The 25,795-nt window shown below is 62.2% G+C and carries 20 protein-coding genes and 1 pseudogene (1 of these 21 cut by a window edge); 14 read left to right on the forward strand and 7 right to left on the reverse strand.

Annotated elements, in window-relative coordinates:
• A pseudogene (locus D0550_RS32040) lies at nucleotides 1-1,038 on the reverse strand (catalase) (its annotated part extends 189 nt beyond the left edge of the window); the annotation flags it as partial.
• A 188-nt stretch (nucleotides 1,039-1,226) separates the two neighbouring features.
• On the opposite strand from D0550_RS32040, the gene D0550_RS32045 reads away from it, so the two are divergent.
• The 4 genes from D0550_RS32045 to D0550_RS32060 all read left to right on the forward strand — a co-directional run bounded on the left by D0550_RS32045 (nucleotide 1,227) and on the right by D0550_RS32060 (nucleotide 7,554).
• Nucleotides 1,227-1,925: a superoxide dismutase gene (locus tag D0550_RS32045; protein WP_116813260.1), complete on the forward strand. Its 699-nt coding sequence runs from the start codon at nucleotides 1,227-1,229 to the stop codon at nucleotides 1,923-1,925.
• A gap of 31 nt (nucleotides 1,926-1,956) precedes the next feature.
• A complete protein-coding gene (locus D0550_RS32050) occupies nucleotides 1,957-3,678 on the forward strand; it encodes an ABC transporter permease (protein ID WP_116813261.1) in 1,722 nt (573 codons plus the stop codon).
• A 302-nt stretch (nucleotides 3,679-3,980) separates the two neighbouring features.
• Complete coding sequence (locus tag D0550_RS32055) at nucleotides 3,981-5,288, forward strand: ABC transporter ATP-binding protein (RefSeq protein WP_116813262.1); 1,308 nt, start codon at nucleotides 3,981-3,983, stop codon at nucleotides 5,286-5,288.
• Between the two features lie 82 nt (nucleotides 5,289-5,370).
• Complete coding sequence (locus D0550_RS32060) at nucleotides 5,371-7,554, forward strand: TonB-dependent receptor (RefSeq protein ID WP_206606670.1); 2,184 nt, start codon at nucleotides 5,371-5,373, stop codon at nucleotides 7,552-7,554.
• Between the two features lie 17 nt (nucleotides 7,555-7,571).
• On the opposite strand, the gene D0550_RS32065 is transcribed toward D0550_RS32060, so the two are convergent.
• A complete protein-coding gene (locus D0550_RS32065; RefSeq protein WP_116813264.1) occupies nucleotides 7,572-9,338 on the reverse strand; it encodes a response regulator in 1,767 nt (588 codons plus the stop codon).
• 111 nt (nucleotides 9,339-9,449) lie between these two features.
• Nucleotides 9,450-10,055: a helix-turn-helix transcriptional regulator gene (locus D0550_RS32070; RefSeq protein WP_116813265.1), complete on the reverse strand. Its 606-nt coding sequence runs from the start codon at nucleotides 10,053-10,055 to the stop codon at nucleotides 9,450-9,452.
• A 470-nt stretch (nucleotides 10,056-10,525) separates the two neighbouring features.
• Between D0550_RS32070 and D0550_RS32075 the strand changes: the two genes are divergently transcribed.
• From D0550_RS32075 to D0550_RS32085, 3 genes are all read left to right on the forward strand, one after another.
• Nucleotides 10,526-11,713 (forward strand): acyltransferase family protein, encoded by a 1,188-nt coding sequence (locus D0550_RS32075; RefSeq protein WP_116813266.1) that lies wholly within the window; start codon nucleotides 10,526-10,528, stop codon nucleotides 11,711-11,713.
• Nucleotides 11,714-11,797: 84 nt separating this feature from the next.
• Nucleotides 11,798-13,780, forward strand: coding sequence for a DUF4118 domain-containing protein (locus D0550_RS32080; RefSeq protein WP_206606671.1), 1,983 nt, complete (start codon nucleotides 11,798-11,800; stop codon nucleotides 13,778-13,780).
• The gene (locus tag D0550_RS32085) at nucleotides 13,777-14,490 is read left to right on the forward strand and encodes a response regulator (protein ID WP_116813268.1); all 714 of its coding nucleotides are present in this window, start codon (nucleotides 13,777-13,779) and stop codon (nucleotides 14,488-14,490) included. The genes D0550_RS32080 and D0550_RS32085 overlap by 4 nt, the downstream gene beginning before the upstream one ends.
• 18 nt (nucleotides 14,491-14,508) lie before the next feature.
• Here the strand turns inward: D0550_RS32085 and D0550_RS32090 are convergent, their stop codons facing one another.
• Nucleotides 14,509-15,756 (reverse strand): glycosyltransferase family 4 protein, encoded by a 1,248-nt coding sequence (locus tag D0550_RS32090; protein WP_116813269.1) that lies wholly within the window; start codon nucleotides 15,754-15,756, stop codon nucleotides 14,509-14,511.
• A 405-nt stretch (nucleotides 15,757-16,161) separates the two neighbouring features.
• Here D0550_RS32090 and D0550_RS32095 point away from each other — a divergent pair, with 405 nt between their 5' ends.
• Complete coding sequence (locus D0550_RS32095; RefSeq protein ID WP_161966189.1) at nucleotides 16,162-16,863, forward strand: c-type cytochrome; 702 nt, start codon at nucleotides 16,162-16,164, stop codon at nucleotides 16,861-16,863.
• Between the two features lie 10 nt (nucleotides 16,864-16,873).
• On the opposite strand, the gene mprF is transcribed toward D0550_RS32095, so the two are convergent.
• On the reverse strand, nucleotides 16,874-19,450 hold the full coding sequence (gene mprF / locus D0550_RS32100; RefSeq protein WP_116813271.1) for a bifunctional lysylphosphatidylglycerol flippase/synthetase MprF: 2,577 nt from the start codon (nucleotides 19,448-19,450) through the stop codon (nucleotides 16,874-16,876).
• Between the two features lie 202 nt (nucleotides 19,451-19,652).
• Between mprF and D0550_RS32105 the strand changes: the two genes are divergently transcribed.
• The gene (locus D0550_RS32105) at nucleotides 19,653-20,198 is read left to right on the forward strand and encodes a c-type cytochrome (RefSeq protein ID WP_116813272.1); all 546 of its coding nucleotides are present in this window, start codon (nucleotides 19,653-19,655) and stop codon (nucleotides 20,196-20,198) included.
• 3 nt (nucleotides 20,199-20,201) lie between these two features.
• On the opposite strand, the gene D0550_RS32110 is transcribed toward D0550_RS32105, so the two are convergent.
• Together D0550_RS32110 and D0550_RS32115 are read right to left on the reverse strand one after the other, a co-directional pair.
• Nucleotides 20,202-21,659 (reverse strand): Do family serine endopeptidase, encoded by a 1,458-nt coding sequence (locus D0550_RS32110; RefSeq protein ID WP_116813284.1) that lies wholly within the window; start codon nucleotides 21,657-21,659, stop codon nucleotides 20,202-20,204.
• Nucleotides 21,660-21,683: 24 nt separating this feature from the next.
• Entirely contained in the window at nucleotides 21,684-22,136 is a 453-nt protein-coding gene (locus D0550_RS32115) for a UrcA family protein (RefSeq protein WP_116813273.1), read from the reverse strand.
• 231 nt (nucleotides 22,137-22,367) lie between these two features.
• Between D0550_RS32115 and D0550_RS32120 the strand changes: the two genes are divergently transcribed.
• The 5 genes from D0550_RS32120 (at nucleotide 22,368) to D0550_RS32140 (ending at nucleotide 25,780) form a co-directional block, all read left to right on the forward strand.
• A complete protein-coding gene (locus D0550_RS32120; RefSeq protein ID WP_153067449.1) occupies nucleotides 22,368-22,733 on the forward strand; it encodes a hypothetical protein in 366 nt (121 codons plus the stop codon).
• A gap of 80 nt (nucleotides 22,734-22,813) precedes the next feature.
• Nucleotides 22,814-23,362, forward strand: a complete 549-nt coding sequence (locus D0550_RS32125) for a Dps family protein (RefSeq protein WP_241520986.1) — start codon at nucleotides 22,814-22,816, stop codon at nucleotides 23,360-23,362.
• A gap of 214 nt (nucleotides 23,363-23,576) precedes the next feature.
• Nucleotides 23,577-24,755 (forward strand): nicotinate phosphoribosyltransferase, encoded by a 1,179-nt coding sequence (locus D0550_RS32130; protein ID WP_206606673.1) that lies wholly within the window; start codon nucleotides 23,577-23,579, stop codon nucleotides 24,753-24,755.
• A gap of 13 nt (nucleotides 24,756-24,768) precedes the next feature.
• The gene (locus D0550_RS32135) at nucleotides 24,769-25,221 is read left to right on the forward strand and encodes a CBS domain-containing protein (protein ID WP_116813276.1); all 453 of its coding nucleotides are present in this window, start codon (nucleotides 24,769-24,771) and stop codon (nucleotides 25,219-25,221) included.
• Nucleotides 25,222-25,363: 142 nt separating this feature from the next.
• A complete protein-coding gene (locus D0550_RS32140; protein ID WP_116813277.1) occupies nucleotides 25,364-25,780 on the forward strand; it encodes a c-type cytochrome in 417 nt (138 codons plus the stop codon).
• Nucleotides 25,781-25,795: the final 15 nt, after the last annotated feature.

The following is a 25,795-nucleotide window of genomic DNA, read 5'->3' on the forward strand; positions in this document are numbered from 1 at the left end:
GTNGACNNGGCGAAAGGTGTGTACGCCGAAGCCCTGCATCATCCGATAGCTGCGGGGGATCGCCCGATCGGACATGATCCACATTTGCATGTGCATCGACTCGGGCATGAGCGACACGAAGTCCCAGAACGTATCGTGCGCGCTGGCCGCCTGCGGCATGGCGTTGTGAGGCTCGGGCTTCACCGCGTGGATGACATCCGGAAATTTCATCGCGTCCTGGATGAAGAACACCGGGATGTTGTTGCCCACCAGATCCCAATTGCCCTGGTCGGTGTAGAACTTGACCGCGAAGCCGCGTACGTCGCGTGCCGTGTCAGTGGAGCCGCGTTCGCCGGCGACCGTGGAGAAGCGAACGAACACGGGCGTGCGTTTGCCCTTTTCCGCAAACAGCGAAGCGCGCGTGTATTGGGTCAGCGGTTCGTAGCACTCGAAATATCCGTGGGCACCGGAGCCGCGTGCATGCACGACGCGTTCGGGAATGCGCTCGTGGTCGAAGTGCGTAATCTTTTCTCGAAGAATGAAATCTTCGAGCAGCGACGGGCCGCGCAGTCCGGCCTTGAGCGTGTTTTGATTGTCGGCGATCTGCACTCCCTGATTGGTCGTGAGGGGTTGACCGCTGGAATCTACACGCACCCGATCGAGCGGGCCGGTGCCCGGGTTGGATCCGGAGGCGGGTGCGCCATCGCCGACCTTCGCCGAAGCATTGGCTTCGCTCAATGTGCTGGCGAGCACTGCCGGATCGCTGGGTTCCTCGGTTTGCCCGGCCGGAGGGGCAGTCGCTTGCTCGGCGTCGAACTCGGCTGCCTTTGCAGCATTGTAGGGAAATGCCGATACGAGCTCCGCGGTCGCGGCGGCTTTCGAAGCCAACGGATCGCTCGCCATCGACTTCGCTCTCGCCGGCTTCAGCGATGGACCACTGACCGTGGCGCGCGCGGATGACTTGACTGGATTGGCTGCGGGCTTGCGCTTGGTCGGCGCAGTTGTCACTTGCTTCGATGTCTTGCTCGACCGAGTGACGTTCGGCTTGCGTTTCGCCATGAATCACCTGAATTGCTGCCGGGAGTTGGCGGAGGCCAAGATCAACGCCGATCCTGCCGCGAGGTTCCTTACTGAGTTTGTCTGTGTTGCGGCCTGCTGCAGTGTTTGTCGCAATTGCCGCGGGCGCAGCGAGTGTCGGCACAATTGCGACGTTGGCGATTCGAGAACCTTTGTTGGGAGTACAGCTCATGACTGACCTGACCCGCCGGGAAGTTCTGCAAACTGCCGCTCTGGGCGTTGCCATGTTCGCCACCACCGAAGCTGCTGCTCAACAAGTGGCGGAGCCAACGGGTCCCGCGTGGACCCGTACGCTGGAGCCCAAGGGCTTGCCGTTCGACCCGAAGAGTCTCAATGGGCTTTCGCAGAAGCTCATCCAATCTCATTGGGAGAACAATTATGTAGGTGCGGTGAAGGCGTTGAATGTCGTGCGCGAGAAGCTGCGTGCTCAGCTGACGTCGCAAGACCCGCCGTACATCTACAACGGTTTGAAGCGAGAGCATCTGATTCGCACCGGCTCGGTAGTGCTGCACGAGTTGTACTTCGGCAATCTCGGCGGCGATGGCAAACCCTCGGCCGAGCTCAGATCGAACATTGCCAAGTCGTTCGGCAGCTTCACTGCGTGGGAGAGTGAGTTTCGCAAGATTGCGCAAGGGCTGAGCGGCGGCTCAGGCTGGGTCGTGCTCGGCTACAACCAGCACTTGCAGCTGCTCGAAAATTACTGGCAGGCCGATCATGCCCACAATCCGCCACACACCCAGCCGGTGCTGGTCATGGACATGTACGAGCATGCCTATCACTTGGACTTCGGCGCCGCGGCCGGCAAGTACATCGATGCATTCTTTGCAAACATAAATTGGGATGAGGTGGGCGGGCGCTACCAGGTGTAACGGCGCCGAGCGGCTCGCGAGTGCAGCAAGAATGAGCGAGAGAGTGATCCCTTTTGGCTTCGCGCGCGACTTCATCACCGGCTGGGATGTGCTGGCGATGTTGATCGTGTTGGGGTTGCTCGTGTTTCTCGCCGAAGCCAGTCGCGGCTTGATGCAGCCGCTGGTCGAGCTTCAGGCCGTGCCGCTGTCGCTCGATCCATCGCACTTGCCCCAGTACGCAGCGCGCACCACGCTGCGCATGTTTGCTGCCATGGCATTGTCCCTTGCATTCACGTTGACGTATGCAACCTGGGCGGCGAAGAGCGAGCACGCCGGCAAGCTGCTCATTCCTCTGCTCGACATTCTGCAGTCCGTTCCAATCCTGGGCTTTATCTCGATTACGGTAGTTTTCTTCATGTCGCTGGCGCCGGGACGGGTGCTCGGAGCGGAGTTCGCGGCGATCTTTGCCATCTTTACCAGCCAGGCATGGAACATGGCATTCAGCTTCTATCAGTCGCTGCGCACGGTGCCGACCGAGCTGCGGGAAGCCGCCGATTCGTTTCGGCTGTCGCCGTGGATGCGCTTCTGGCGCCTGGAAGTTCCGTTCGCGGCACCTGCGCTGGTCTGGAACATGATGATGTCGATGTCCGGCGGCTGGTTTTTTGTGGTCGCCTCCGAGGCCATCAGCGTTGGCCACACCTCTGTCAATCTGCCCGGCGTGGGCTCGTATATCGCACTTGCCATCGAGCAGCGCAACCTGGTCGCCATCGGCTGGGCGATTGCCACGATGCTGATTGTGATCCTGCTGTACGACCAATTGTTCTTCCGGCCCCTGGTCGCCTGGGTCGATCGGTTTCGCGTCGAGCAGGAGCCCGGCACGCGGGCCCCGCAGTCATTCATCCTGACCATGTTGGTGCGATCGAGGTTGATACGCGGCGTCATGCAGATGCTGCGCACGCTCGCGCAATGGACCAATCGCATGGTGCCGCGAGTGCCAAGCACTCGAACGTCACTTCCCTCGCGCACGCGCGGGCTGGCCGATGTGTTTTGGCTGAGCGTCATCGTCATCGCTTTGATCGTCATCAGCTGGCGGGGGGCGCGAGGGCTGCTCGCGCACATGAGTTGGTCCGATGTGCTGGAGGTGCTGGAGCTCGGCGCCATCACGATGCTGAGAGTGTTCGTGCTGATCGCTATCGCGAGCCTGGTTTGGGTGCCGATCGGCGTTTGGGTCGGGCTACGCCCGAAAGCGACCCAGATCGTGCAGCCGATTGCCCAGTTTCTCGCCGCGTTTCCGGCGAACCTGCTATTCCCCGTCGTCGTATTCTGCATCGTCCGCGGCAACCTCAATCCGGACGTCTGGCTGAGCCCGCTGATGATTCTCGGCACGCAGTGGTACATCCTCTTCAATGTGATTGCCGGCGCATCGGCCTTGCCCGGCGAGTTGCGCTACGCGGCGCAGAACTTTCAGGTACGCGGCTGGCTGTGGTGGCGCAGGGTGGGGTTGCCTGGAGTCTTCCCGTATTACGTAACCGGCGCGATTACCGCCTCGGGCGGCTCGTGGAATGCTTCGATCGTTGCGGAGCTGGCGAGCTGGGGCGATAGCAAAGTGAGGGCGCACGGCCTCGGCGCGTATATAGCTTCCGCCACTGCCGATGGAGACTTTCACCGCATCGTACTCGGCGTCGCTACGATGAGCCTGTTCGTCGTGACCATCAATCGCTTGTTCTGGCGTCCCTTGTATTACTACGCCGAGCGAAGCTTTCGTCTCGCCTGACTAGGGCCTGTTAACACTCATTGGATGGGCTGCGTTGCGCCTCCAATCGCCTGCAGCAAGGCGCAAAGCGCAGCCCGTATGTCGATACGGGCAAGCTTTGTAACGCAGCGGCAGGCGATTCGAGGCGCAACCCCTATAATGAATGAATATCCTTAGATGGGACGAGCTATTGCGGTTCAGGACGTCGTTACTCCTCCCTTGTGTACGGAGAGTACACGGCGGTCGTCGCGCCTAGCCCTGAACCGCAATAGCTCGTCGCAGCCCATCCAATGAGTGTTAACAGGCCCTATTGCGGAGTGTCGATGAACGCTGCCGAGCCGCTGTTACAGATAAAGCAGGTTCGCAAGGCTTTTGCCAAGCCGGACGGAGGCGAGCTGCTGGTCCTCGATGAGGTCGATCTGGAGTTGGGGCAGGGGCAGATCGTGGCCTTGCTGGGGCGCTCCGGATCGGGCAAGTCGACCCTGCTCAGATTGATCGCCGGACTGTCGAGTCCGAACGCCGGCACTCTGAAATATCTGGGCAAGCCCATCGACAGTCCTTCGGCCGGCGTGGCCATGGTGTTCCAGAGTTTCGCGCTGTTTCCCTGGCTGAGCGTGTTCGAGAACGTGGCGCTGGGGCTCGAAGCGCAGGGTTTGCCGAAAGCCGAAGTTCGTCAGCGCGCGCTGGCTGCCATCGATCTGATCGGGCTGGACGGCTTCGAATCGGCCTATCCGCGCGAGCTGTCCGGCGGCATGCGTCAACGCGTCGGCTTCGCGCGGGCACTCGTCGTTCATCCCGACATCCTGCTCATGGACGAGCCGTTTTCAGCGCTCGATGTGCTCACGGCCGAGACCTTGCGGACCGACTTTCTCGATCTGTGGTCTGAAGGCCGAATGCCGATCAAGGGCGTCATTCTGGTCACGCACAACATCGAGGAAGCGGTGCTCATGTGCGATCGCATCCTGGTCTTCGGCAGCAATCCCGGGCGGGTGCTTTCCGAGATCAGCGTGACGTTACCGCAGCCGCGCAATCGTCTCGACCCGGCCTTTCGTGCCTTGGTCGAGAATATCTACGTGGAGATGACCGCACGCGGCAGGCCGGGTGCCGCCGGTATTCGCACCGAAGGACTTCAGGGACTGGGCATAGGCACGATCCTGCCGCGGGTGTCTTCGAATCTGCTCTCTGGACTCATGGAAGCGCTCGCCTCGGAGCCTTTCAACGGCAAAGCGGATCTGCCGGAGATCGCGTCGCGGCTGCAGATGGAGATCGACGATTTGTTTCCTGTTGCCGAGACCTTGCAGATGATGCGACTGGCGGAAGTGGAGGGCGGCGATATCCGGCTGCTGGAGCCGGGCATGGCGTTCGCCACCGCGACGGTCGACGAGCGCAAGAAGATCTTTGCAAGTCATCTATTGAGCTACGTGGCGCTGGCCGCTCACATCCGGCGCATTCTGGATGAGCGAGCCTCCCATGTAGCGCCGATGAGCCGTTTCTCCGATGAGCTGGAGGACTACATGACGGCGCAAGCAGCCGAGCAGACGCTGCGCGCGGTGATCAGCTGGGGTCGCTATGCCGAGATATTTGCGTACGACGATGACAGCGCAACGTTCAGTCTGGAGAACCCGAGCTAGGCTGACGCTGTTCACAGGGATCGGCGCAGCCGCGGTTGCGACGGCGAACGCGGCGGACAAACCGGGGAACCCGGCGGAAGCGTTGGAAATCCCGACCGTGGTGGTGGTCGGGACCACGCCGTTGCCCGGACTCGGCACTGCGCTTCGCGATGTGCCTGCCAACGTCCAGATCTACACCAGCAAGGATCTGGCTCGACAGCGGCAGGCAACGACCACCGACTATCTGGAGCAGAACCCAACGGGCATCTCCTCGAATGCCGCGCAGGGCAATATGTTTCAGCCCGACATCAACTTGCGCGGCTTCACTGCATCTCCGCTGCTGGGGACGCCGCAGGGCGTTTCAGTCTTTCAGGATGGTGTGCGAGTCAACGAGCCCTTCGGCGATGTCGTGAACTGGGATCTCATCCCGCAGTCGGCCATCGCCAGCCTGCAGCTCATTCCTGGCTCCAACCCGGCCTTCGGCCTGAACACGCTCGGCGGCGCGCTGGCGGTGTACACGAAAAGCGGCGCGCAGTTTCCGGGAGGCGGCGTCGAGCTGTCTGGCGGCTCATTCGGCCGCAAGTCCGGCGAAGTCGATTGGGGCGGATCGAGCGGTGTGGTCGACTGGTTCCTGACTGCGGATGCCACCGACGATGACGGTTGGGCGGATCACAATCCCAGCCGGGTGCGGCGCTTCTTCGGCAAGGTGGGCTGGCAAAACCAGACCAGCGATCTCGATGTGAGCTTTACGGGCGCGGACAACACGCTGCAAGGCACGCAGACGCTGCCGCGCTCATTCCTCGACGACATCCGGCAGGCCTATACGTTTCCGGACAAGAATGAAAACAAGCTCGCATTCGTGACCGTGAAGGGCAGCCATTTTTTTCGCGACGAGGTCCTGTTGGGCGGCAACTTGTATTACCGCAACTATCGGACCAGCAACCTCAGCAGCAACGTCAATGACGAGTTCTCTGAGACCGGCATCCAGGCCACCAACGATGCTTCGGATATCAAGCAGGGCGGCTACGGCGGCGGCTTGCAACTGGTGCTGAGTAGTGAGGCGGGAAGTCGCAAGAATCAGCTCATGCTCGGCGCAACGGTAGACATCGCTGACGCGCGCTTCACGCAGAAGTCGCAGGATGCTGCGTTCACCCCTGATCGCAACACCGTGGGCATCGACGATTTCGAATTGGAGACGGACGCTGACACGACCACGCGCTACCTCGGGGCGTTCATTGCGGATACGTTCAATCTGAACGCTCAGTGGACGTTGTCGGCGTCGGGTCGTTACAACCAGGCGCGCGTTCGCATCGAGGATCGCACTGGCGAGGCGCCACTGCTGAACGGCGAGCACACGTTCTCCAGATTCAATCCTGCCGTAGGCATCAACTTCAATCCGAACCAGAATCTCACTGCGTACGCGAGCTACAACGAGGGCATGCGTGCGCCGACAGCGATCGAGCTGACATGCGCCGACCCGGATGCGCCTTGCAAGCTGCCGAATGATTTCCTGGCGGATCCGCCGCTCGATGCGGTGATATCGAAGACCGTGGAAGTCGGGGGGCGCGGTCGTTTTGGAACATCGTGGCGCTGGAATGCGGCCGTGTATCGCACGCGGCTCGAGAACGACATTACTTTCATCAGTGCCGGTGCCGGCGCCACCAATGCAGGATTCTTCGCGAACGTCGGCAGCACTCGCCGCCAAGGCGTGGAGCTGGGACTCGAAATGCAGCGCGACCCCGTATCATTCGCGGTGCGCTATACGTTTCTGGACGCCACTTTTCGATCGTCGTTCGCCGAGAGCAGTCCCGCGAACTCCAGCGCGGATGAGCAAGGCATCATTCAGGTCGAGCCGGGCGATCGCATTCCCAGCATTCCGCGACACGTGCTCAAAGTGCGAGCGGATTGGTCGGTCACATCGCGGCTGTTCGTCGGTGCGAATGTCCTGACGAGCGCCGGAGTCTATGCTCGCGGCGACGAGAACAATCAGGACATCAATGGACAGGTGCCTGGCTATACCGTCGTGAATCTCGATGCGCGCTATCTCGCTGGCAGACGGTTCGAGGTGTTCGTCCGTATCAACAATCTGTTCGATCGGCGCTATTTCAATTTTGGGGTGGTGGGCGAGAACTTCTTCACGGGTCCGGACCGGACGTTTGGCCCGGCCGTCGGCATCGATCCCGTCCCGGAGCAGTTTCGCGGCCCCGGCGCGCCGTTCGGTGCGTGGCTCGGCGTGAGATATTCATTCGGTCGGCAATCGGCAGGTCGCGTCAGCGATACCGACTGACACCGGCGCCTCAGAATTCAGTCCGCTTGCTCATAGGGTACGCCGAGCGCCCGCAACTCATCGATCAGCTCGCTGCGATCGAACGGTTTGGAGAGCACACGCAACCGCGCATCCTGTTGAAACTGTCGACGCAGCTCGGCCGTGGCGCGGCCGGTTGCGACCACGATCGGCAGTTGTGGCTGCAGCCGCCGGATCTCGGACACGATCTGCGCGCCGGACCGGTCGGGCAACGTCAGGTCGACGATGGCGCCGGACAAACGTTCCCCGCGTGTGCTCAATGTCTCCAGGGCAGCCGCGAACGTTTCCGCTGCTTCGGTCTGCAAGCCGCCGTCGGCAAGAATGTCCGTTACATACATTCGTACCAGGGGCTCGTCTTCTATCACCAGCATGCATGCGTCCGAGGTTTCATCTGGCCGCTTTGCGGGCTGCATCAGTAGCTCGTGAACGCGCTTGGCGAGAGCGGGCAGCGTGAACGGCTTGTTGAGCAGCTCGAATGTGTCGCCCGGCCGGCCGTTCGCTTTCAGAATGTCGTTGGCATAGCCGCTGGTGATCAGCACCGGCAGGGTCGGGCGCAGCTTGCGGGCTTGCTCGGCCAGCATCCTGCCGTCGACTCTGCCGGGCAGGCCCAGATCGGTGAACAGCATGGCGATGGCAGGCTCGCGCTCCAGAATCTGAAGTGCGGCAACGGCATCGGCCGCTTCGATCACTCCATAGCCCAGTCCGGTCAGGCTCGCCACTGCGTAGGCGCGAACTTCCGTATGGTCTTCGACAACCAGGATGATCTGATCCTGGCTGCCGCGTGCGATGGGGTCTGAAGGCGCATCGCTGCCGTCGCGACGCAGATTGCTGGCTCCAGCGACGGCAGCCGGCAAAAGAACTCTCACGCTCGTGCCTTTGGCCGGTTCGCTGGCAAGCTCGACGCGTCCGCCGCTTTGCCTGACGAAGCCGTAGACCTGGCTCAGTCCGAGGCCGGTACCGCCCTGGCTGGATTTAGTACTGAAGAACGGCTCGAAGGCGAGCTTCAACGTGGCCGGCGACATGCCCGCGCCGTTGTCTGTGACCTGGATGCACACATATCGACCGGGCGCGACGTCACCGGCACGGGCGGCTGCCGCGTCGACCTCGAGGTTCATCGTTTCGATGCTGAGCTCGCCGCCTTGCGGCATGGCGTCTCTGGCGTTCACGGCGAGATTCAGGATCGATGTTTCCAACTCGGTGGCATCGACCTCCACGCTCCACAGCCGCTCCCTCTGCACTGTTTTCACCTGGATGTTTTCGCCCAGCGAGCGGCGCAACAGGTCGGCGAGCCGTTCGATCAGGGCGCTCACGTCGAGAACGCTCGGCTCGAGCGGCTTGCGCTGCGAGAAGGCGAGCAGACGTTCGGTCAGCACAGCGGCGCGGCGGGCGCCATGGATCGCATTGGCGATGGAGCGCTGCACGGCGGCGTCCGCCTCCTTGAGCAGCCGCTGCGCGCCGTCGAGATTGCCCAGCACGACCGTGAGCAGATTGTTGAAGTCGTGGGCGATGCCGGCGGTCAGACGGCCGACCGCTTCCATCTTCGTGGCATGTCTCAAGTGCTCTTCACTGGGAGGAATGCCGATATGGGTGCCGATCAGCGCCTGAGCCGGCCGGCCGAAGATGTGTTCCGCCGCGGGATTGGCGGACAGCACTACACCCTCGGCATCGACGACAATGATGCCGTCGGTGCTCTTCTCGATCAGAAATTTGATATCCGTCTCATCTTTCATCGGCCCTGGGCCCGCCCCCTGGGTCGGCGGTTTCATGCTGAGATCACGATCATTATCCGTGCAGCAAAACACCCCGGCGGGTAGGCGCGCAAGAGATCGGCAACTACTACGTGTACTAGTAGCGCGGCGCAGCGAGCGCCGGGGGCGCTAACTGTCGCGGCAGGTGATGCCGCGCTCGCGCGCCCAGATGACGGCTGCGCTGCGCCGGTTCACGCCGATCTTTCGAAAAATCGATGCCACATGATTGCGCACCGTATTCTGCGAAAGTTTCAGCATGCGGCTCATTTCCGCATCCGAGCGAGCTTCGCAGATCAAGCCCAGGATTTCCCGCTCCCGCGGCGTGAGTGCCGCGAATTCCTCGTCGCGCGCCAGGGGCTGTGCGACCTGACACCAGGCGCGCAGTTTTTCGCTCAGTGGCCGTGCCAGCCAGGACGAGTCCGAGAGCACATCATGGACGGCGTCGTTGATCATGTGATGCAGATCACGCCGCGATGCCTCTTGCGTCTCGATCGCCTGCACGACGCTCAACGTCTTCATCTGACCGTTCACCGGAATTTCCACCGCCGAGATGAAACAGTCGACGGCGTGCTCATCTCTATTCAGCGGCAGTTGCAGGTGACGCAATTCTCCATCGATGCAGCGGCGCGTGGTCTGGTCGATCCAGCGAATCTCACCTTGTGCATCCACCAATACCCAGCCAGACCCCAGCTTACGAATGATTCTGTCGAGGTTCTGGACACTTGCTCGCATCATCGGGTCTCCCCAAGTGCCTGTGCCGTATTGACACCGGTAGTTAAACGGCAATCCCACTGGGGTAGTTCCTGTTGACCATGCCGTAGTACGGCGACACCAGGGCGCGGCAGAAAAGTTCCCTGGCTCACGAATTTCGAAAGTGGCCCGACACCGCCCGAAAAAGTCACGCCGCAATCACAGCGCTATCACTATTGTGCGCGTGGGCCGTTCCGGCCGGGCAGCGTGTGAGTGACAGGCATGCCCGGGGCGAACACGGCTTGGGGAGAAGGCAAGGCACGCGACGACTCGCGTTTGCGGGGAATGGCTCGGCACGCCGATCTAATGACCATAAAACACATTCTGATCCTGGTTGCTGCGGCGTTACTTGGTGTGTTTTCCGCGGCATCGCTCTTCATCGCTCCCCCTGATCGCAATCCACCCCATCCCTCTTATCTGCCCGAGGAGTAACTCGAAGGCAGCATCGGTACGACATGACTATCGGAGTGAGTGAAAGCCCCGGCGTCGTTGCTCAGTCCGCATCCATGACGGCGGCCGCAACGGAGGTTCCGAGCGGCAGGGCACGGTTCGAATTCATCGACGGGTTGCGAGGCGTCGCGGCAATCATGGTCGCCATCGGCCATCTTGCGCATGCGGCTGCCGACCGGCATCCCGGCATTCTGGGGCCGGGGATCGAGGCCATCGCCTCACTGGGCCGCTACGGGGTGCAGATTTTCTTCGTGCTCAGCGGTTTCGTGATCGCGCACAGCGTCACTGGCGGGGAGTACTCGTTCAAATACTTCGGCCGCTTTGCCGCGCGCCGCTTCGTGCGCCTGGACTTGCCCTACTGGTCGGTGATTGCGCTGGAGATGGCGCTGCTGTGGCTCAGCGGACAGCTGCTGGCCCAGTATTCCCGAGAGCTGCCGTCGTTCGGGGCGATCGCGGCGAACGCATTTTATCTGCAGAACTTCCTGGGCTATCCGCACATCCTGCCGGTGTTCTGGACGCTGTGCTACGAGGTGCAGTTCTATCTGGTCCTGGTGTTGTCGCTGGTGTTACTCGCACGCCTGCGCAATGCGGGCGTGTCCGCGGCCACGACTCGCCTGATTGCAACCGCCGCACTATCGATCGGCTTTCTCTGGTCGGTGTGCCTGTTCGTCGGATTGCTGCCGCCAGCCCACCCGGCGCTGTTCTTCGACCGCTGGTTTCAGTTCGCGTTGGGGGTCATCATCTATCTTTACTATCGCGGCCACTGCGGCATCGAGGTGCTCATCGTTTCGGTAATGCTGTGCCTGGGCGCCGCAGTGCTGTTCGGCGCAGACGCCTATCGAGTCACGGCTCTGCTGGTGACGGTCGCGACCGCCGTCGGCATCGTTTGCAGCTTGCATTTTCCACGGCGTGGGCTGCTCGAGGGAGCATCGATGCAGTTCCTCGGGCGGATCTCTTACAGCCTGTATCTGTTGCACCTGGCTATCGGCTGGCGCGCGACCGTCCTGGTCCGGGAGCTGATCGGCAGCCACTATTCGACGGCGTGGGCTTATTTTGCGTTCGCCGTTGGGATGGCGGCGAGTATCGTGGCGGCGTGGATCGCGAACGTACTCATCGAGCAGCCCGCTATCCGGCTGGCCCGGACGATCGATTTGCCCAAGCGCCGGCACAGTAGCGCTGTGCTCTCGGCGTAATTTTCGCTGTTCTGCGGTGTTTCGCGCCTTTGGTATGCTAGCTGCGACAGCAATCCCGCAGACCTAGCGCCGAAGATGACCGATGTGAGCACCGACGCGGATCGAACGTTCGTCGAACGCATGGCATTGCCGGTGGCTCGTAAGCAGCGCGTGCTCGTGGCCGTGGGAGCGGATCCGCAGGCGGAGCGGGTGATGCGGGCGGGCAAACGCATGGCCGACATGCTGGCGGCGCCTTGGACGCTGGTATTCGTCGAAACGCCCGACTTGCTGCGCCGACCTTCGGATTCGCGCAATCGCTGGGCAGGATTGCAACGCCTGGCAGGTTCGCTGGGTGCTCATGCAGTTACGTTGGACGGTCTGTCCGTCGTCGATGCGCTGCTGGAGTACGCGCGTACTTCCGAAGCTACGCACATCGTGATCGGTGCCCCGACGCGACACGGATTGGTTGCCTGGCTGCGCCCCTCGACGCCCTCACGATTGGTGCCCAGAGCCCATGGGTTCGTCGTCATCACGGTCGGCGCGGAGCATGAGGAGGGCTCCGAAGAGCAACTCATCGACGCCGCCCCCGAGCCCGCTCCGATCCAATGGGCCCGCTATGGATGGGCGCTCGCGATCAGTGCGCTCACGACCGCGATCACTTACGCCATGGATCCTTTTTTCGCGGTTCCCAACTTGCTGATGACTTACCTGCTGAGTTCGACGCTGGTCGGCATCAGGTTCGGCCGCGGGCCCGCGGTGCTCGCATCCATAGCGAACGTTGTCTCGTTTGCCATTTTCTTCGTGCCGCCGCGGTTTACCTTGTCGATGGCCGACGCGCAGTATCTGGTGACCTTCATCGTGATGTTGATCGTCGCGGTCACCATGGCGAACCTGATGACCAGCGTGCGCCGGCAGATCCGGGCCACGGGCGAGCGAGAGCGGCGCACAGCATTGCTCTATGCGATGACTCGGGATCTGAGTGCTACGCGCGGCGTCGCGAACATGTCGCGCGTCGCGGTCAGGCATATCGCGGAGATTTTCGATTGCCAGGCGGTCGTGCTGCTGCCGGATGCCGCCGGTAGATTGCGTCATCCCAACGACGTGCCGATCGAAGGTTCGTTCAAGAGCGCCGATCTGGCCGTGGCTCACTGGGTGTTCGAGCAGGGTCGGCGCGCCGGCCTCACTTCCAGCGATATGCCGGGCACGTCGGCAATATATGTTCCGTTGGCCCACGATCAGCAGCGCTTTGGTGTGCTGGCGGTGCTGCCCCAGAATCGCCGGCGCTTGCAGGCGCCGGAGCAGATGCGGTTACTGGAAGCGTTCGCCGAGCAATTGGGCCTGGCAGTCGAGCGTGCCGGCCTGTCGGCCGCCGCCGAAGCGGGACGAGTCGCCGCGGAGACCGAAAGTCTACGCAACACACTATTGGCTTCGATATCACACGATCTGCGTACGCCGTTGGCGGCGATTGCAGGCGCCAGCAGTACGTTGGCCGAGCGCGGACGGGATCTCGACGATGACACGCGCACTTCGCTGGCGCGCTCGATCGAAGCGAAGGCCGTGGAAATGTCGGAGATCGTTTCCAACGTGCTCGACCTGATGCGCTTCCAATCGGGTCAGATCGAGCTCGGGCGCGATGCGCATGCGCTCGATGACCTGATCGGCTCGGCGCTGGGGCGCGTTGAAGAACGATTGCGCAGTCACCCGGTACGCATCGACTTGCCGAATGAGTTGCCGGTACTGCATGTGGACGGCACGCTGATCGTGCAGGCGCTCGCGAATATCTTCGACAATGCCGCCAAGTACACCCCCGCAGGCGCGGTGGTTCACATCAGGGCGCGGCTCGCCGACGACCGGATGATGGTGGAGATCGAGGACGAAGGACCTGGCTTTCCCATTCCGGATCCCGAGGCTTTGTTCGAGAAGTTTCGTCGCGGCCAGGGTGAGGGGGCGGTCGCGGGTGCCGGTCTGGGTCTGGCGATTTGTCGCGCCATCATCGAGGCGCATGGAGGCGAGATCCGCGCGGCCGGCCGGCTCGGCGGCGGGGCCCGTGTCGAATTCTTTCTGCCGGCGACTGTGGGTGCGTCATGACGCAAGCCATGCATCGCATCCTGGTGGTCGAGGACGATCCGACCATTCGCGCCGTGCTGCGCGCGCTGTTGCAGTCCGAGCCGTACCGATTGGTGGAGGCGGAGACAGCGGCTCGAGCGCTCATCGAAGCGCGCACCCATCAACCGGATTTGCTGCTCGTCGATCTGGGGCTGCCGGATGCCGACGGGATGACTGTGATCCAGGGCGTGCGCGGATGGTCTGCTGTGCCCATCATCGTGCTGTCGGCACGCACGATGGAAGCACAAAAGGTGGCGGCACTGGAGGCCGGCGCGGATGACTACGTCACCAAGCCCTTCAGTGCGCCGGAATTGATCGCGCGGGTACGCGCCGCTTTACGCCGAAGCGCGCGAGGCTCGGATCGTACGGCAATCGTTCGGCTGGGCGATGTCACAATCGACCTGACACGCCGCGAGGCGCGCGCTGCCAATAAGGAAGTCCGCTTCACGCCGCTGGAATATCGCGTGCTCGAATCGCTGGCGCGCCAGGCGGGAATGATCGTGACCGCCAATCAGCTGATTCGCGAGGTGTGGGGCCCCGATCGGACGCACGACACGCAGAGCCTCAGAGCGTGCTTGAAGCATCTGCGCCAGAAAATCGAGCCCAATCCGGCACGGCCGGTGTTCATCATCACTGAAACGGGCTTGGGCTATCGATTGCGAACGAGTGAAGTGCCCGGCTCGACGCCGTAGCGGTCAACGCGCGATGGCTCAGAGCCGCTCGCTCAAGCAGGCCACCAGGTTGTTCAACTGATGCTGGCGCGTGAAGCCTTGCTCGATGCGCCGCCGGGCGGCCAAAGCCATGCGATCCCGCGTCGTCGGGTCGTCCACCAAGGCGGCCATCGCGGCTGCCAGTCGCTGCGCATTTCCCACTGGCACGACCACGCCCGTCTCGCGATCGACGATGGTTTCCGGAACGCCTTGCCAGTCGCTGGTCAGCACGGGCAGGCCGCAAGCCTGCATTTCCAGCGACGACATTGGGAACGAATCCCAGCCGGTGGAAGGAATACAACCGGCATAGCAACCCGACAACAGGGCCGGGATGTCGGCCTGATAACCCCCGAAAGTGATGTGCGAGGCGGCGTCGTTCCAGTGCGGACGCAGCTGTTCCACCTCATCGCTGACGTTGCCGAGGAACAGGACATGAATGTCGTCACGCCGCAACTCTTGCACCACATGCACAGCGGCGCGCATCAACACATGCACGCCTTTGCGCTGGTGCAGATGCCCCATGTAAACGATCACTCGACGGTGTTTGGGAATGCCGAAGCGCTCATGAGCCAGGCCACTGTGATGCGGTGTGCGCTTGAATTTGTCCGCATCGACGCCGGTCGGGATGACCAGCGTTCTGCCCTGAGCAATGCCACGCCCCAAAACGGCGCAGCTTTGCATGGCGCGCGACTCGAAGATGAAATAGTCGGGCTTGGCCCGCCGGAGCAGGGCGACCTCCAGGCGCTTAAACAGCAAGCGGAACTCGCCATTGATCGAGCTCATCGGCGCGCCCCAGTAACTGAACACACGTTTGATGCCGGCCTTGCGCAGCTCGCCGAGATAGCTGGCGTTCGCGGACAGGTCGAGAGCGAACAAGGTGTCGATGCGATGATCGCGGATGTAGTTCTTGAGCCGGGTAACCTGCTCGGGTGTGGGCTGGCGAGGGTCGAACGCAACGACCTGCTCGAATTGCCTCGGCAGCGCGGACGAGCGCGCGGCGCCTACTTTTGAGAATGAGAAATGCACGTGCTCGGCGCTGCCGGTCAGCTGCTGTGCCATTTCGTAGAACACGCTCACCAGGCGGCCGATGGCGAACCCGACCTCGATGTCATACTGAATCATGACCAGCATGCCACTGCAGCGTGCGGCTGACGGGTTGATGCTGGAGTGGTGGGGTTGGCTGAATGCCGGAGCACTGTCGGGGGCGACTGGCTGGCCCTGGCGCACGACGGATGATTTCGATGTCATGCGGCCGTCATCGGCAGAATATGTTCGATGGCCATCTGATAGACGGGTGTCTGCTGTAGCGGGTGTTCATCGGCGTCCTTGCTATTCAGCGCGCAACAGTCCGTTGAGGCGACAACCGGAATGAGTCCCAGTGTTGCGGCACAACCTTACCGGCGCTGCTGTGACTGCGATGTGATTTTTCCGGCGAAAGAGACGCGGGTCACTCGCGAGGTGCAGCCAGGCGGCGCGAGCTTGCTGACCTTACGAATGCGACGGCAAAAACTGTGATGCGATCGATAGAGCGCGGGAATTTGCGGAGGCGGTAGGGGAATTCACCGGTGGCACCCGCGGTCGCGCCGAACGAGACTTGCGCGCATCGCCAAAATGTTTCTGGATTGTTTCTCGATTGTTTCTGAAGGTGACTGGATGCGCATTTCATTTCGAGCGCCTGCTGTACTTCTGGCCTGTGTGCTCGCGACCGGCGTGTCCGAAGCCTCGCCGTTGAGCGTCGATCAGAAAGTGCGCAATGCTCTGCAGCTGGATCAAAACGCCAGCAATGGCAAGAAGCTGTACGCGACTCACTGTGCCCAGTGCCATGGTGAGCAAGCGCTCGGTAGCGCGGCCAACCTGATTCCATCGCTGGCGGGTCAGCGGCGCGCTTACCTGGTCAAACAGCTGGCCGATTTCAGCGAGCTGGAGCGCGACAGCCGCCCGATGCATGCGGTGGTCTCGAAGCCTGAGTTGGCGAGCGAGCAAGCCTGGGCCGATCTTTCCGGCTATCTGAATTCACTGCCGCGAACCAGCTTCCCACAGACCGGCGACGGCCGCGGGCTGGAGCTCGGCGAAGCCATCTTTCAGGATCAATGTGCCTCCTGTCATGAGCAGGACGCACGCGGGGATGACGACGGTTTCACGCCTTCGTTGCGCGACCAGCACTATGCGTACCTGGTTCGCCAGGTGCGCAGCATCGGTACGTGGCATCGGCTCAATGTCGATGCGAACCTCGTGCGCTATCTCGATAGTCTGGACACGGAAGAGGCCACCGCGGTCGCCGACTACCTGTCCCGCATGCGAGGGCCCATCAAAGATCATGACAAGATGAACAGCGACGGCACCGTCAACAACTGAAGCGGCGCGCTCACCTCTTCACCAGCTCCTTCACACCGCCGGCGATGAGCACGGAGATGTCCGCCAGCACCCGCGGCAACACCAGAAGGCCGGTCGGTGCGGCGAGATATCTGGCGTTCCAGACCGGCCCGAATTTCGCTTTGTAGTTTCTGAGTCCCTCGAAGTTGTAGAAATGTTCGCCGTGACGGAACACGAAGCTGCCGATGCGGTTCCACGCCGGCGCGAGTGGATGCAGATCCAGGCCGGCCAGCGGCGCCATGCCCAGGTTGAACCATTGATAGCCCTGGGCGCGTCCCCACAGCATCAGTTCGGTGAACAGAAAGTCCATGACGCCGTGGGGCGCGCCCGGGCTGAATCGCATCAGATCGACCGACAGCTCCGCCCGGCTGCGTGTGGTCCACAAATTGGCGAAGGCGACGGTGGCGCCCTGACGATGTACCACTGCAACCGGAAACTGGCGCATGTAGGGTTCGTCGAACGCGCCGATGGAAAAGCCTTTCTCGCTGGTCGATTTTTCTTTCAACCAGGCATCGGAGATTGCGCGCAGCTCGGGCAGTAACGGCGGCACGGCTTCGATGGGCACGACTTCGAAAGTCGCATCCTCGCGCGCCGCACGCGCATGCGCCTGGCGAATGTCACGTCGCTCTCTGCCCTCGAGGCCAAAATTCGCCAACGGCACGCGCGCCTCTTCGCCGATTTTTACCGGCGTGAGGCCGAAGTCGACATAGAGCGGCACGCGCTCGGAGCTGGCTTGATAAAAGACGGTCCAGCCGCCGTGCCGGTCGGCGATCTCGCTAAAGCGCCATATCAGCTCCTCATAGCGCGCCGGCTCGCCAACTGGATCGCCGAGCGCCACCCAGCTGCGGCGAGCAACTTGATACATGATGAATGCGTCATCCTTCGGCGCAAACAGCAGACGCTTGTCCGCGCACAGAGCAGCGTTCGCAAGCGTATCATCGCAGCGATCAATGATGGTGCGCGCACGTTCGAGCTCCTTCGCGCTCGGCAGCTCAGGTTGCGGCCGCGCTGGACGCAGGAGGTTCATCGTAAGGAACGTCGCTGCCGCCAGTGCCGTCAGCAGCAGCGTTCGGAGCGCTCTCGGCGCACTTGCGGAGAATGCGAAGGTCCACCACAGCTCGTTGGAATATTGCACGTGGCGATGAGCGAAGTAGCTGATCCAGCTGACCGCGCCGAGCGCTCCGAGGATTCCCACGGTCCACATCGGCGTGAAGCGTTCCTCCATGATCGACGCGGGCCGATGGAATGCGCTGCGACCGAGCCACAGGACCGCGAGCACGATCGCAAGAACGCCCGCCTCTTCATAGTCCAGCCCCTTCAGCAGCGACGCGATGATGCCTGCGATCAGCAATGCGACCGCCAGTTGATAGCCTTCCCTGACACGGCGATACAGCGCCCGTGCCAGCACCAGCAATCCCAGGCCGCAGATGCTGCCGATCAGATGTGACATCTCCAGGACCGGCAAGGGCAGTAGATCTCGCAGGACCGACACGCGTGGTTCCAGGGCCGGGGTCGCGCCAGAGACCAGCAGGACGACACCGGCGAGCAGCACGAGCGTTCCCACGATCTGCGGCGACACGCGCGTCACATAGGTAGTGACGAGCGAGCCGACTTGTCCGAAGCGGTGCCTGTATTCATATATTTCCATCGCCGCAAACAGCACGCCGGCGGTGATGAGAGGTGCCACGTAATAGATGGCGCGATAGGCGAGTAATGCACCGAGCAACTGATTGCGTGGCGTGTCGGGCAACGCCAGCAGCACCACCGACTCGAACACACCCACGCCGCCAGGAAGATGACTGACGATGCCAGCTGCCACAGCCACTGCGTAGACGCCAACAAAGGCGGGCAGTCCGATCCGCGCATCCGACGGTAGTAACGTCCAGAGCACCGTGCATGCGATCGCAAGCTCTACGGAGCCGAGCACCACTTGCAGCGGTGCGAGCACTGGGCCGGGCGGTCGCAACGACCAGCCGCGAAAGACGATGCCGCGACCCGCAAAGCTACCCCAGCCGACATAGGCGGCAATTGCGCCGAGCAGCAATACTCCGCAGACCCAGGTCCAGGGGCCGAGCACATTGAATATCGTCACGCTCTGGTCACGGGCGAACAGGATCGACAGCGCGCTCAGTGTGCCGATGCCGAGCGCGTTGGTGAGACTGCAAAATCCCTGCAGCGTAGCGACCTCAGTGCCCGTGAGACCTTGAGCCGTGTACAGGCGCAAGCGCATCGCCGCGCCGGTAAGGGCGCTCGCGCCGGCGTTGTTGGCGATTGCGTAGGCGATGAACGAACTGAGGGCAACGCGCCCATAGGGCAGGCGCTTTTGTATGTAATGCAGGCCGGAGAAGTCGAACAGCGTCAGTAATGAATAACTGCCGATTGTGCACAACGCAGCGGCAATGAGCTCCGACGCCGGAATCTGGCGCAAGTATTCGACCATTGCGCGCAGATGAAAATGCTGGATCTCACGATGCACTACCAGCACGACGACGCATAACAGGAGCACGCTCAGTACCGGCGCGAGCCAGGTGTGCCAGTTGGCCGTCAATCGGGTGGGAATTGCGCTCATGAATGTCGCACTCTGAGCCGTTGCGGACGATGCACCATGCGCAAAACGTGCTGGCGGTCTAGGTTGTTCAGCGTAGTGAGATCGCCCGCGTCGCGCGGAGGACCGCGTAGGCGCTCATGGTTTCTTCGCGTTGAGAGCCGCGTGCTGCCGCTGAATAGTGTGGGGATGTGTGTTCGTCCTGCTCGCCTGTAGGGGTTTAGCCATGCCCGCTGTGCTCGTGCTCTTGGCTGCGATGATTGGATTGCTTGCAGCCTGTGCCCACGGACGACCCGATAGCTCGGCGCGAGGTCGCCCTGCGACTCCCGAAAACTATGTGAAGATGAGCGGTGAGGAGCTCTATCAACACCTCTGCTCGTCTTGCCACGGCATCTCCGGTCACGGAGACGGGGCGGCGGCGCAGTCCTACAACAGCACGATGCCCGATCTGACTCTGCTCGCGCGCCGCGCCGGAGATACATTTCCTCGCAGCCGCGTGGAACAAATCATCGAGGGTACGTACGCGCTGCCGGCGCACGGCTCCCGAGCCCAACCGGTATGGGGAGCGGATCTGACTTCGCCCGCTCTGACCAAGTCGAAGTCGAAGAAATCCAAGCCGCCAAAGTCGAAGACGAAGACCGTAGACCCGCAGGTGAAGCCGCGGCCCGTGCCGCCGGGGCACATTCTCATCAATCGAATTACGGACTATCTATGGCTCGTGCAGCAGCGACCTGGCGATGACTTCGACACGTCGGGTCGCGCCCGGGAATAGCCGCTATCCAGGCGAGCCTGCTATCTGTATCGGCACGAAGATCTGCGCGTCCTCGCGTTGGATGAGCAGCGCAGCCGTGTGGCCGGCACTGTGGATCGCACGCTCGAGCTCCTTGACCGACTTCACCGTCTTACCATTGACCGCGAGCACAATGTCACCGGGCTCGAGCCCGGCTTTGGCTGCGGAGCCCGAGACATCGTCGATGACCAGACTGCCTCGTGTGTCGACGGACTGACGCTCTTTCGGTGTCAGTGGCCGCACCGACAGGCCGGCGGGACCCGACGTTGCAGAGGGTTCCGAGGCGCGAGTCGTACCCGGTTCCTGCAGCTCCGCGATGCGAATTCTGCTTTCTGTCTGCGCTCGATCGCGCCAGATCAGCAGGGTCGCCGTCGAGTTCGGGGTCAGGCCGGCGATCAGTGGCGGCAGCTGATTCGAATGTTCGATCGTCTGGTCGTTGACCCGCAGGATCACATCGCCAGGCTTGATGCCTGCGCGGGCCGCGGGGCCGTCGGGATCGACTGAGCTCACCAAACCACCTCGCGCGCGGTCCAGCCCGAAGGACTGTGCGAGCTGCGCATTCATTTCCTGAGCCGACAAACCCAGACGTCCGCGACGTACATGGCCGGTCTGGATCAGCTGCTGCTCGACGTTATGCGCAACGTCGATGGGGATCGCGAACGCCAGACCCATGTAGCCGCCGTTGCGACTGTAGATCTGGGAGTTGATGCCAACGACCTCACCTTGCAGATTGATCAGCGGTCCGCCGGAGTTGCCGGGGTTCACGGCCACATCGGTTTGAATGAATGGCACATAGTCGTTCTCTGGCAACGAGCGCGCAGTGCCACTGACTACGCCGGCTGTCACGCTGTTTTCAAAGCCGAACGGCGCGCCGATTGCGATGACCCACTGGCCGGGTTGCAACCGACTGGCGTCGCCGAACCTGGCGACCGGCAGGTCGCGTGCGTCGATCTTGAGAACGGCCACATCGGTGCGGGCGTCCAGGCCGACCACCTTGGCGGAAAACTCCCGCCGGTCGATGAGCTTGACGGTGATGTCGCTCGCATCCATGACCACGTGTGCGTTGGTCAGGATGTAACCATCGGGACTGACGATGAAGCCCGATCCCATGTCACGCACGGGACCGGGCGGCTGCTGCGGCGTCGGTATGCCGAAGCGCCTGAAAAACTCGGAGAAGGGATCCTCCTCTTCGTCGTTCTGTCCCAATTCCGCCGAGGGGTGGGCGGCCTGCTTCTCGATCACGGTCACGTTGACGACCGAGCGTCCGCTGTCCGCCGCCAGCTGTGAAAAATCGGGCAGCGCTGCGAGACCGGTTGCGCCGCCGGTCTCGCCATTGGTCGAGGCCATCGCTGAGGCGATCGGACCTGGCCCCTGTTTGCAGGCCGCGAATGTCAGGCTCAGCGCTATCGTGGTTGCCAGTACGCGTGTTGTTGCTGCAAGCATCGCTGCGCCCTCCACGGTGTGTGACTATCTCGCGGCACGCTTGAGAGATTCGGCATGATCGATTTCGGCCTGATTGATGGCTGCAGTCACTTGTGGCATCGCGTCTCGCTCCGCTCTGTAAGCGCAGTCCTCGCCGGTGCTGTCGGGATACATCTGATACAGACGCGAGCAGACCTCGTAAGCGGCGTCGTGCACGCGTTGCTTGAACACTTTGGCATTGCTCGGGAGATTGAGCGCCAGATCGGAATAGTTCACCTCGCCATGCAATGCGAGCGACTCGAACTGCCCGCCCATTCGCTCGAGGTGCGCGCCCGTTTGAGTTTGAGTATGTCCGACCACCGTCACCGCCGGAGGCCCGTCTTCCACTGTCACGTGCTCGGCCGTCTCCTTGTCGACGGCCACGGCAGTTGTTGCAGTAGCCGAAAGAATGAGCGCAACGGGCCAAGGCAATTGGGGCTTGATTTTCGGCAGATTCATGACGGGCACTCCTACGCTGGGAAGGGTCACGCCGGGACTGTGAGCCTTTCCAGCAGCGCTGCCATGCGGAAACCTGCGGCTCGCTTACGTCATTCAGCGTAGCGAAATCGACTGTGCGGCAGTCGCCTGCGAATTGCCCGTAGGCGATGCGCGATGTTCCGATTTGTGGGCGAGCGCCGAGGCGCGCAGCGTGGTTGGGTCGATACGAACGCAACCCTGAGGTGTACGGCTATGAATACAAAGTTGCTGCTCGCGACCGCGCTGGCCTTGCTGGGCGCTTCTGCGGCGTTTGCCGGAGACAAGACCGATGCGACCTTGGACAAGATGAAAGCGGCGGTCACCCCTGGCGAGTTCGATCTGACCGGCAAGGAAGTCAAGACCATTCACCATGGCAAGACCGCCGAGGAATACCGGGTGTGCGTCAAGCCGGGTGACGAAGCTGCCGCCATGAAGGTGGTCTACGACGGCAAGCAGGAGACATTGCAGCCGGGCGACTGCAAGGATGTCACTGGCATGTCGATCAATGCGACCGCGGCCGTGCCGCTGTCGGGCAATCAGCACATCATGGCCACTTACCATGAAGTCAAGAAACAATGAGCACAGCACCGGGCCGGCGCCGCGCCGGCGCGCCGGCCCGCCGTGGAGCTCATATCCATTCAGCACAGGAGACCTCGATCGTGGCCACCAAGAACACCGCTTCGCGAGATGAGTTGACCCGTCGCCGGCAGGCGGCGCTCGCGACGCCTACCGATTTGCAGCCGGAGGCGACTCGCGACATTTCCGCCGCGATGAACGCGATACTGGCGGATGTGTTTGCGCTGTACCTGAAGACCAAGAACTTTCACTGGCACGTGAGCGGCCCGCACTTTCACGACTATCACTTGTTGTTCGACGAGCAGGCGAGCCAGATCTTCGCGATGACGGATCCGATTGCGGAGCGCATCCGCAAGATCGGCGGCGCGACCCTGCGCTCCACCGGCAACATCACCCGTCTGCAACGAATGCAGGACAACGATGCCGATTTCGTCGAAGCAGCCGACATGCTCGCGGAGCTGCGCGAAGACAACAAGGCGTTGGTAAGCCGGTTGCGAGAGGTTCACGACCTGTGCGGCAAGTTTCGTGACTTCGCCACCAGCAGCCTGATCGAAGTCTGGATCGACGAGGGCGAGAAGCGCACCTGGTCGCTGTACGAGGCCGGCCGGCGCGGCGATCGCAGCGGTCATTGATCGGCTGCTGCCAAAGCCACGGAACAGGAAGGTGAGCTCATGGCCACACACGGCAATCTGCCTTCGGTGCTGTTGACCGATTGGTATCAGCTGTCGATGCTCGATGCGTATTACCGTCTGGGAATGACGCAGACGGCGGTGTTCGAGTTTTTCGTCAGGCGGCTGCCGCAGCGACGCAGTTTTCTGCTCTTGCTTCGCTGCGGGGTTGGATCAAGTGCTCGAGTATCTGGAGAACGTGAGCTTCACCGCCGCAGAGCTTGCCTGGCTCGAGTCCACCAAACGTCTGAGTGAGAGCACGTTGCAGCGACTGGCTTCGTTCCGCTTCTCGGGGCGAGTGTTTGCGGTACCCGAGGGCACGGTGTTCTTCGCGAGCGAGCCCATTCTGCGGGTGGAGGCTACGCTGCCCGAGGCGCAGCTGGTCGAGAGCCGCATCGTCAGTCTGCTGAACCATCAAATACTGGTGGCCTCCAAAGCAGCGCGCTGCCGGCTCGCGGCGCCCAAGGCAGAGCTCATCGATTTCGGAATGCGGCGTGCGCACGGCGCGGAAGCCGCCTTGCTGGCGAGCCGGGCAGCGTACATTGCGGGTATCGACGCTACGGCGACTGTTGAAGCATCGTGGCGATTTGGCATTCCGCCGGCGGGAACCATGGCGCACTCATTCATTCAGGCGCATGAATTCGAAGCGGACGCGTTCCTGAACTTCGCACGCTGTCATCCGCAGGGTGTCGTCTTGCTCATCGATACGTACGACATCCAGCGTGGCGCGAAGCGCGTGGTCGAGCTATCGCGGCAACTGCGTCGCGAAGGAATCAAAATTCATGGCGTACGAATCGACAGTGGCGATCTCGCGGAGGCCGCCGTTGCCGTGCGAGCCGTGCTGGATCGGGGCGGCTGCACGGAGATTCGCATCTTCGCCAGCGGTGGGCTTGATGAATATTCCCTTGACGCGATGATCGCCGCCCACGCCCCGATCGACGCGTTCTGCCTCGGGACCAAGCTCGCGGTGTCCGAAGACGCGCCTTCGCTGGATTGTGCCTATAAGCTGCAGCAATACGCCGGGCGTCCGGTCAGGAAGCTGTCGCAATGGAAGGAAACCTGGCCAGGTCCCCGACAGGTGTATCGCCACTACGATGCGAGCGGATACCTCAGCATGGACTCGCTGGCCTGTGAGGACGAGATCATCGACGGTCAGCCGCTGTTGCACGAGGTGATGACCAACGGGCGGCGCTTGTGCTCCGCTCCGCCACTGCAAGAGGTTCGGGTGTACTGCGCGGAACAGCTCGCGAGGCTGCCGCCGGCGTATCGAACTCTGGAGCATGTACTGCAAGCGCCGGTGAAGGTCTCGCAACGCCAGCATCAGCTGGCGGCCGAAGTGGCGCAGCTCGCGCATTGATCTGGAGGGTGTCATGCAAGTCGGTGAAATTTGTCATCAAGGCGCTATCTCGATTGCCAGCACTGAAGGCATCACAGATGCGGCGCAGCTGATGCGAGAGCATCACGTGGGGTTTCTGATCGTGCATCAACCTGGCGATCCGCTACGCCGGCCGATCGGAGTCTTGACCGATCGTGACATCGTCGTCGAGGTCATCGCCAAGAAAATCGATCCGGAGGCCATCAAGGTCGACGACCTCATGACCCGGCAACCCCTGGTCGCGACCGAGGCCGAAGATTTGAGTGAAGTGCTCGCGGCGATGCGCATCGCCGGCGTCCGTCGCGTGCCGGTGGTCGATGTGCGCGGCGCGTTGACTGGGGTCATTGCCATCGACGACGCCTTCGACATCATCACGACGTTCATGTGTGACATCGCCGGTTCGATCAAACACCAGCAGCGAGTGGAGCGGCGTGCGCGGGCCAGTTGATGAGCCGGCACGCTGCATAGTTCAGCAATAGAAACACATCGGCTCCACCGGTGAACTACGTACCGCACCAGGAACACTCCGGGCTCTCGCGGCGGTGAGTTGCTGTCAATCTGCTCCTCGTGGGATCGATGAAGGAGCCGAGATGAAGTTCTGGTTGATTCCAGTTGCGACTTTGACCGTGTTGCTCGCCGCCTGCGCGTCCCAGCCAACGCAGCGCGAAGTGATGCAAATGTCCGGTCTGGAAATGTATCAATCATTCTGTGCCAGCTGTCACGGCGTCGGCGGTGAAGGCGACGGACCGGTCGCGCCGCTCATCAAGATTCACGTGCCCGACCTGACCCGCATTGCGCAGCGGCACGGCGGCGAATTTCCGGCCGAGGACGTGCATCGGAGCATCGACGGCCGCTTCGATCGCCCGGCGCATGGCCCGCGGGACATGCCGGTCTGGGGCTGGCAGTTCTATAGCAGCCAGACGAGCAACGATCCCGCCGAGCGCGCTCGCGTGAACGCTCTGATCGATCGGCTCGTCGATTATCTGCGCACTCTCCAGAAGAGCTGAATTAGAGGAGCAGCG

Source organism: Steroidobacter cummioxidans (assembly GCF_003104955.1).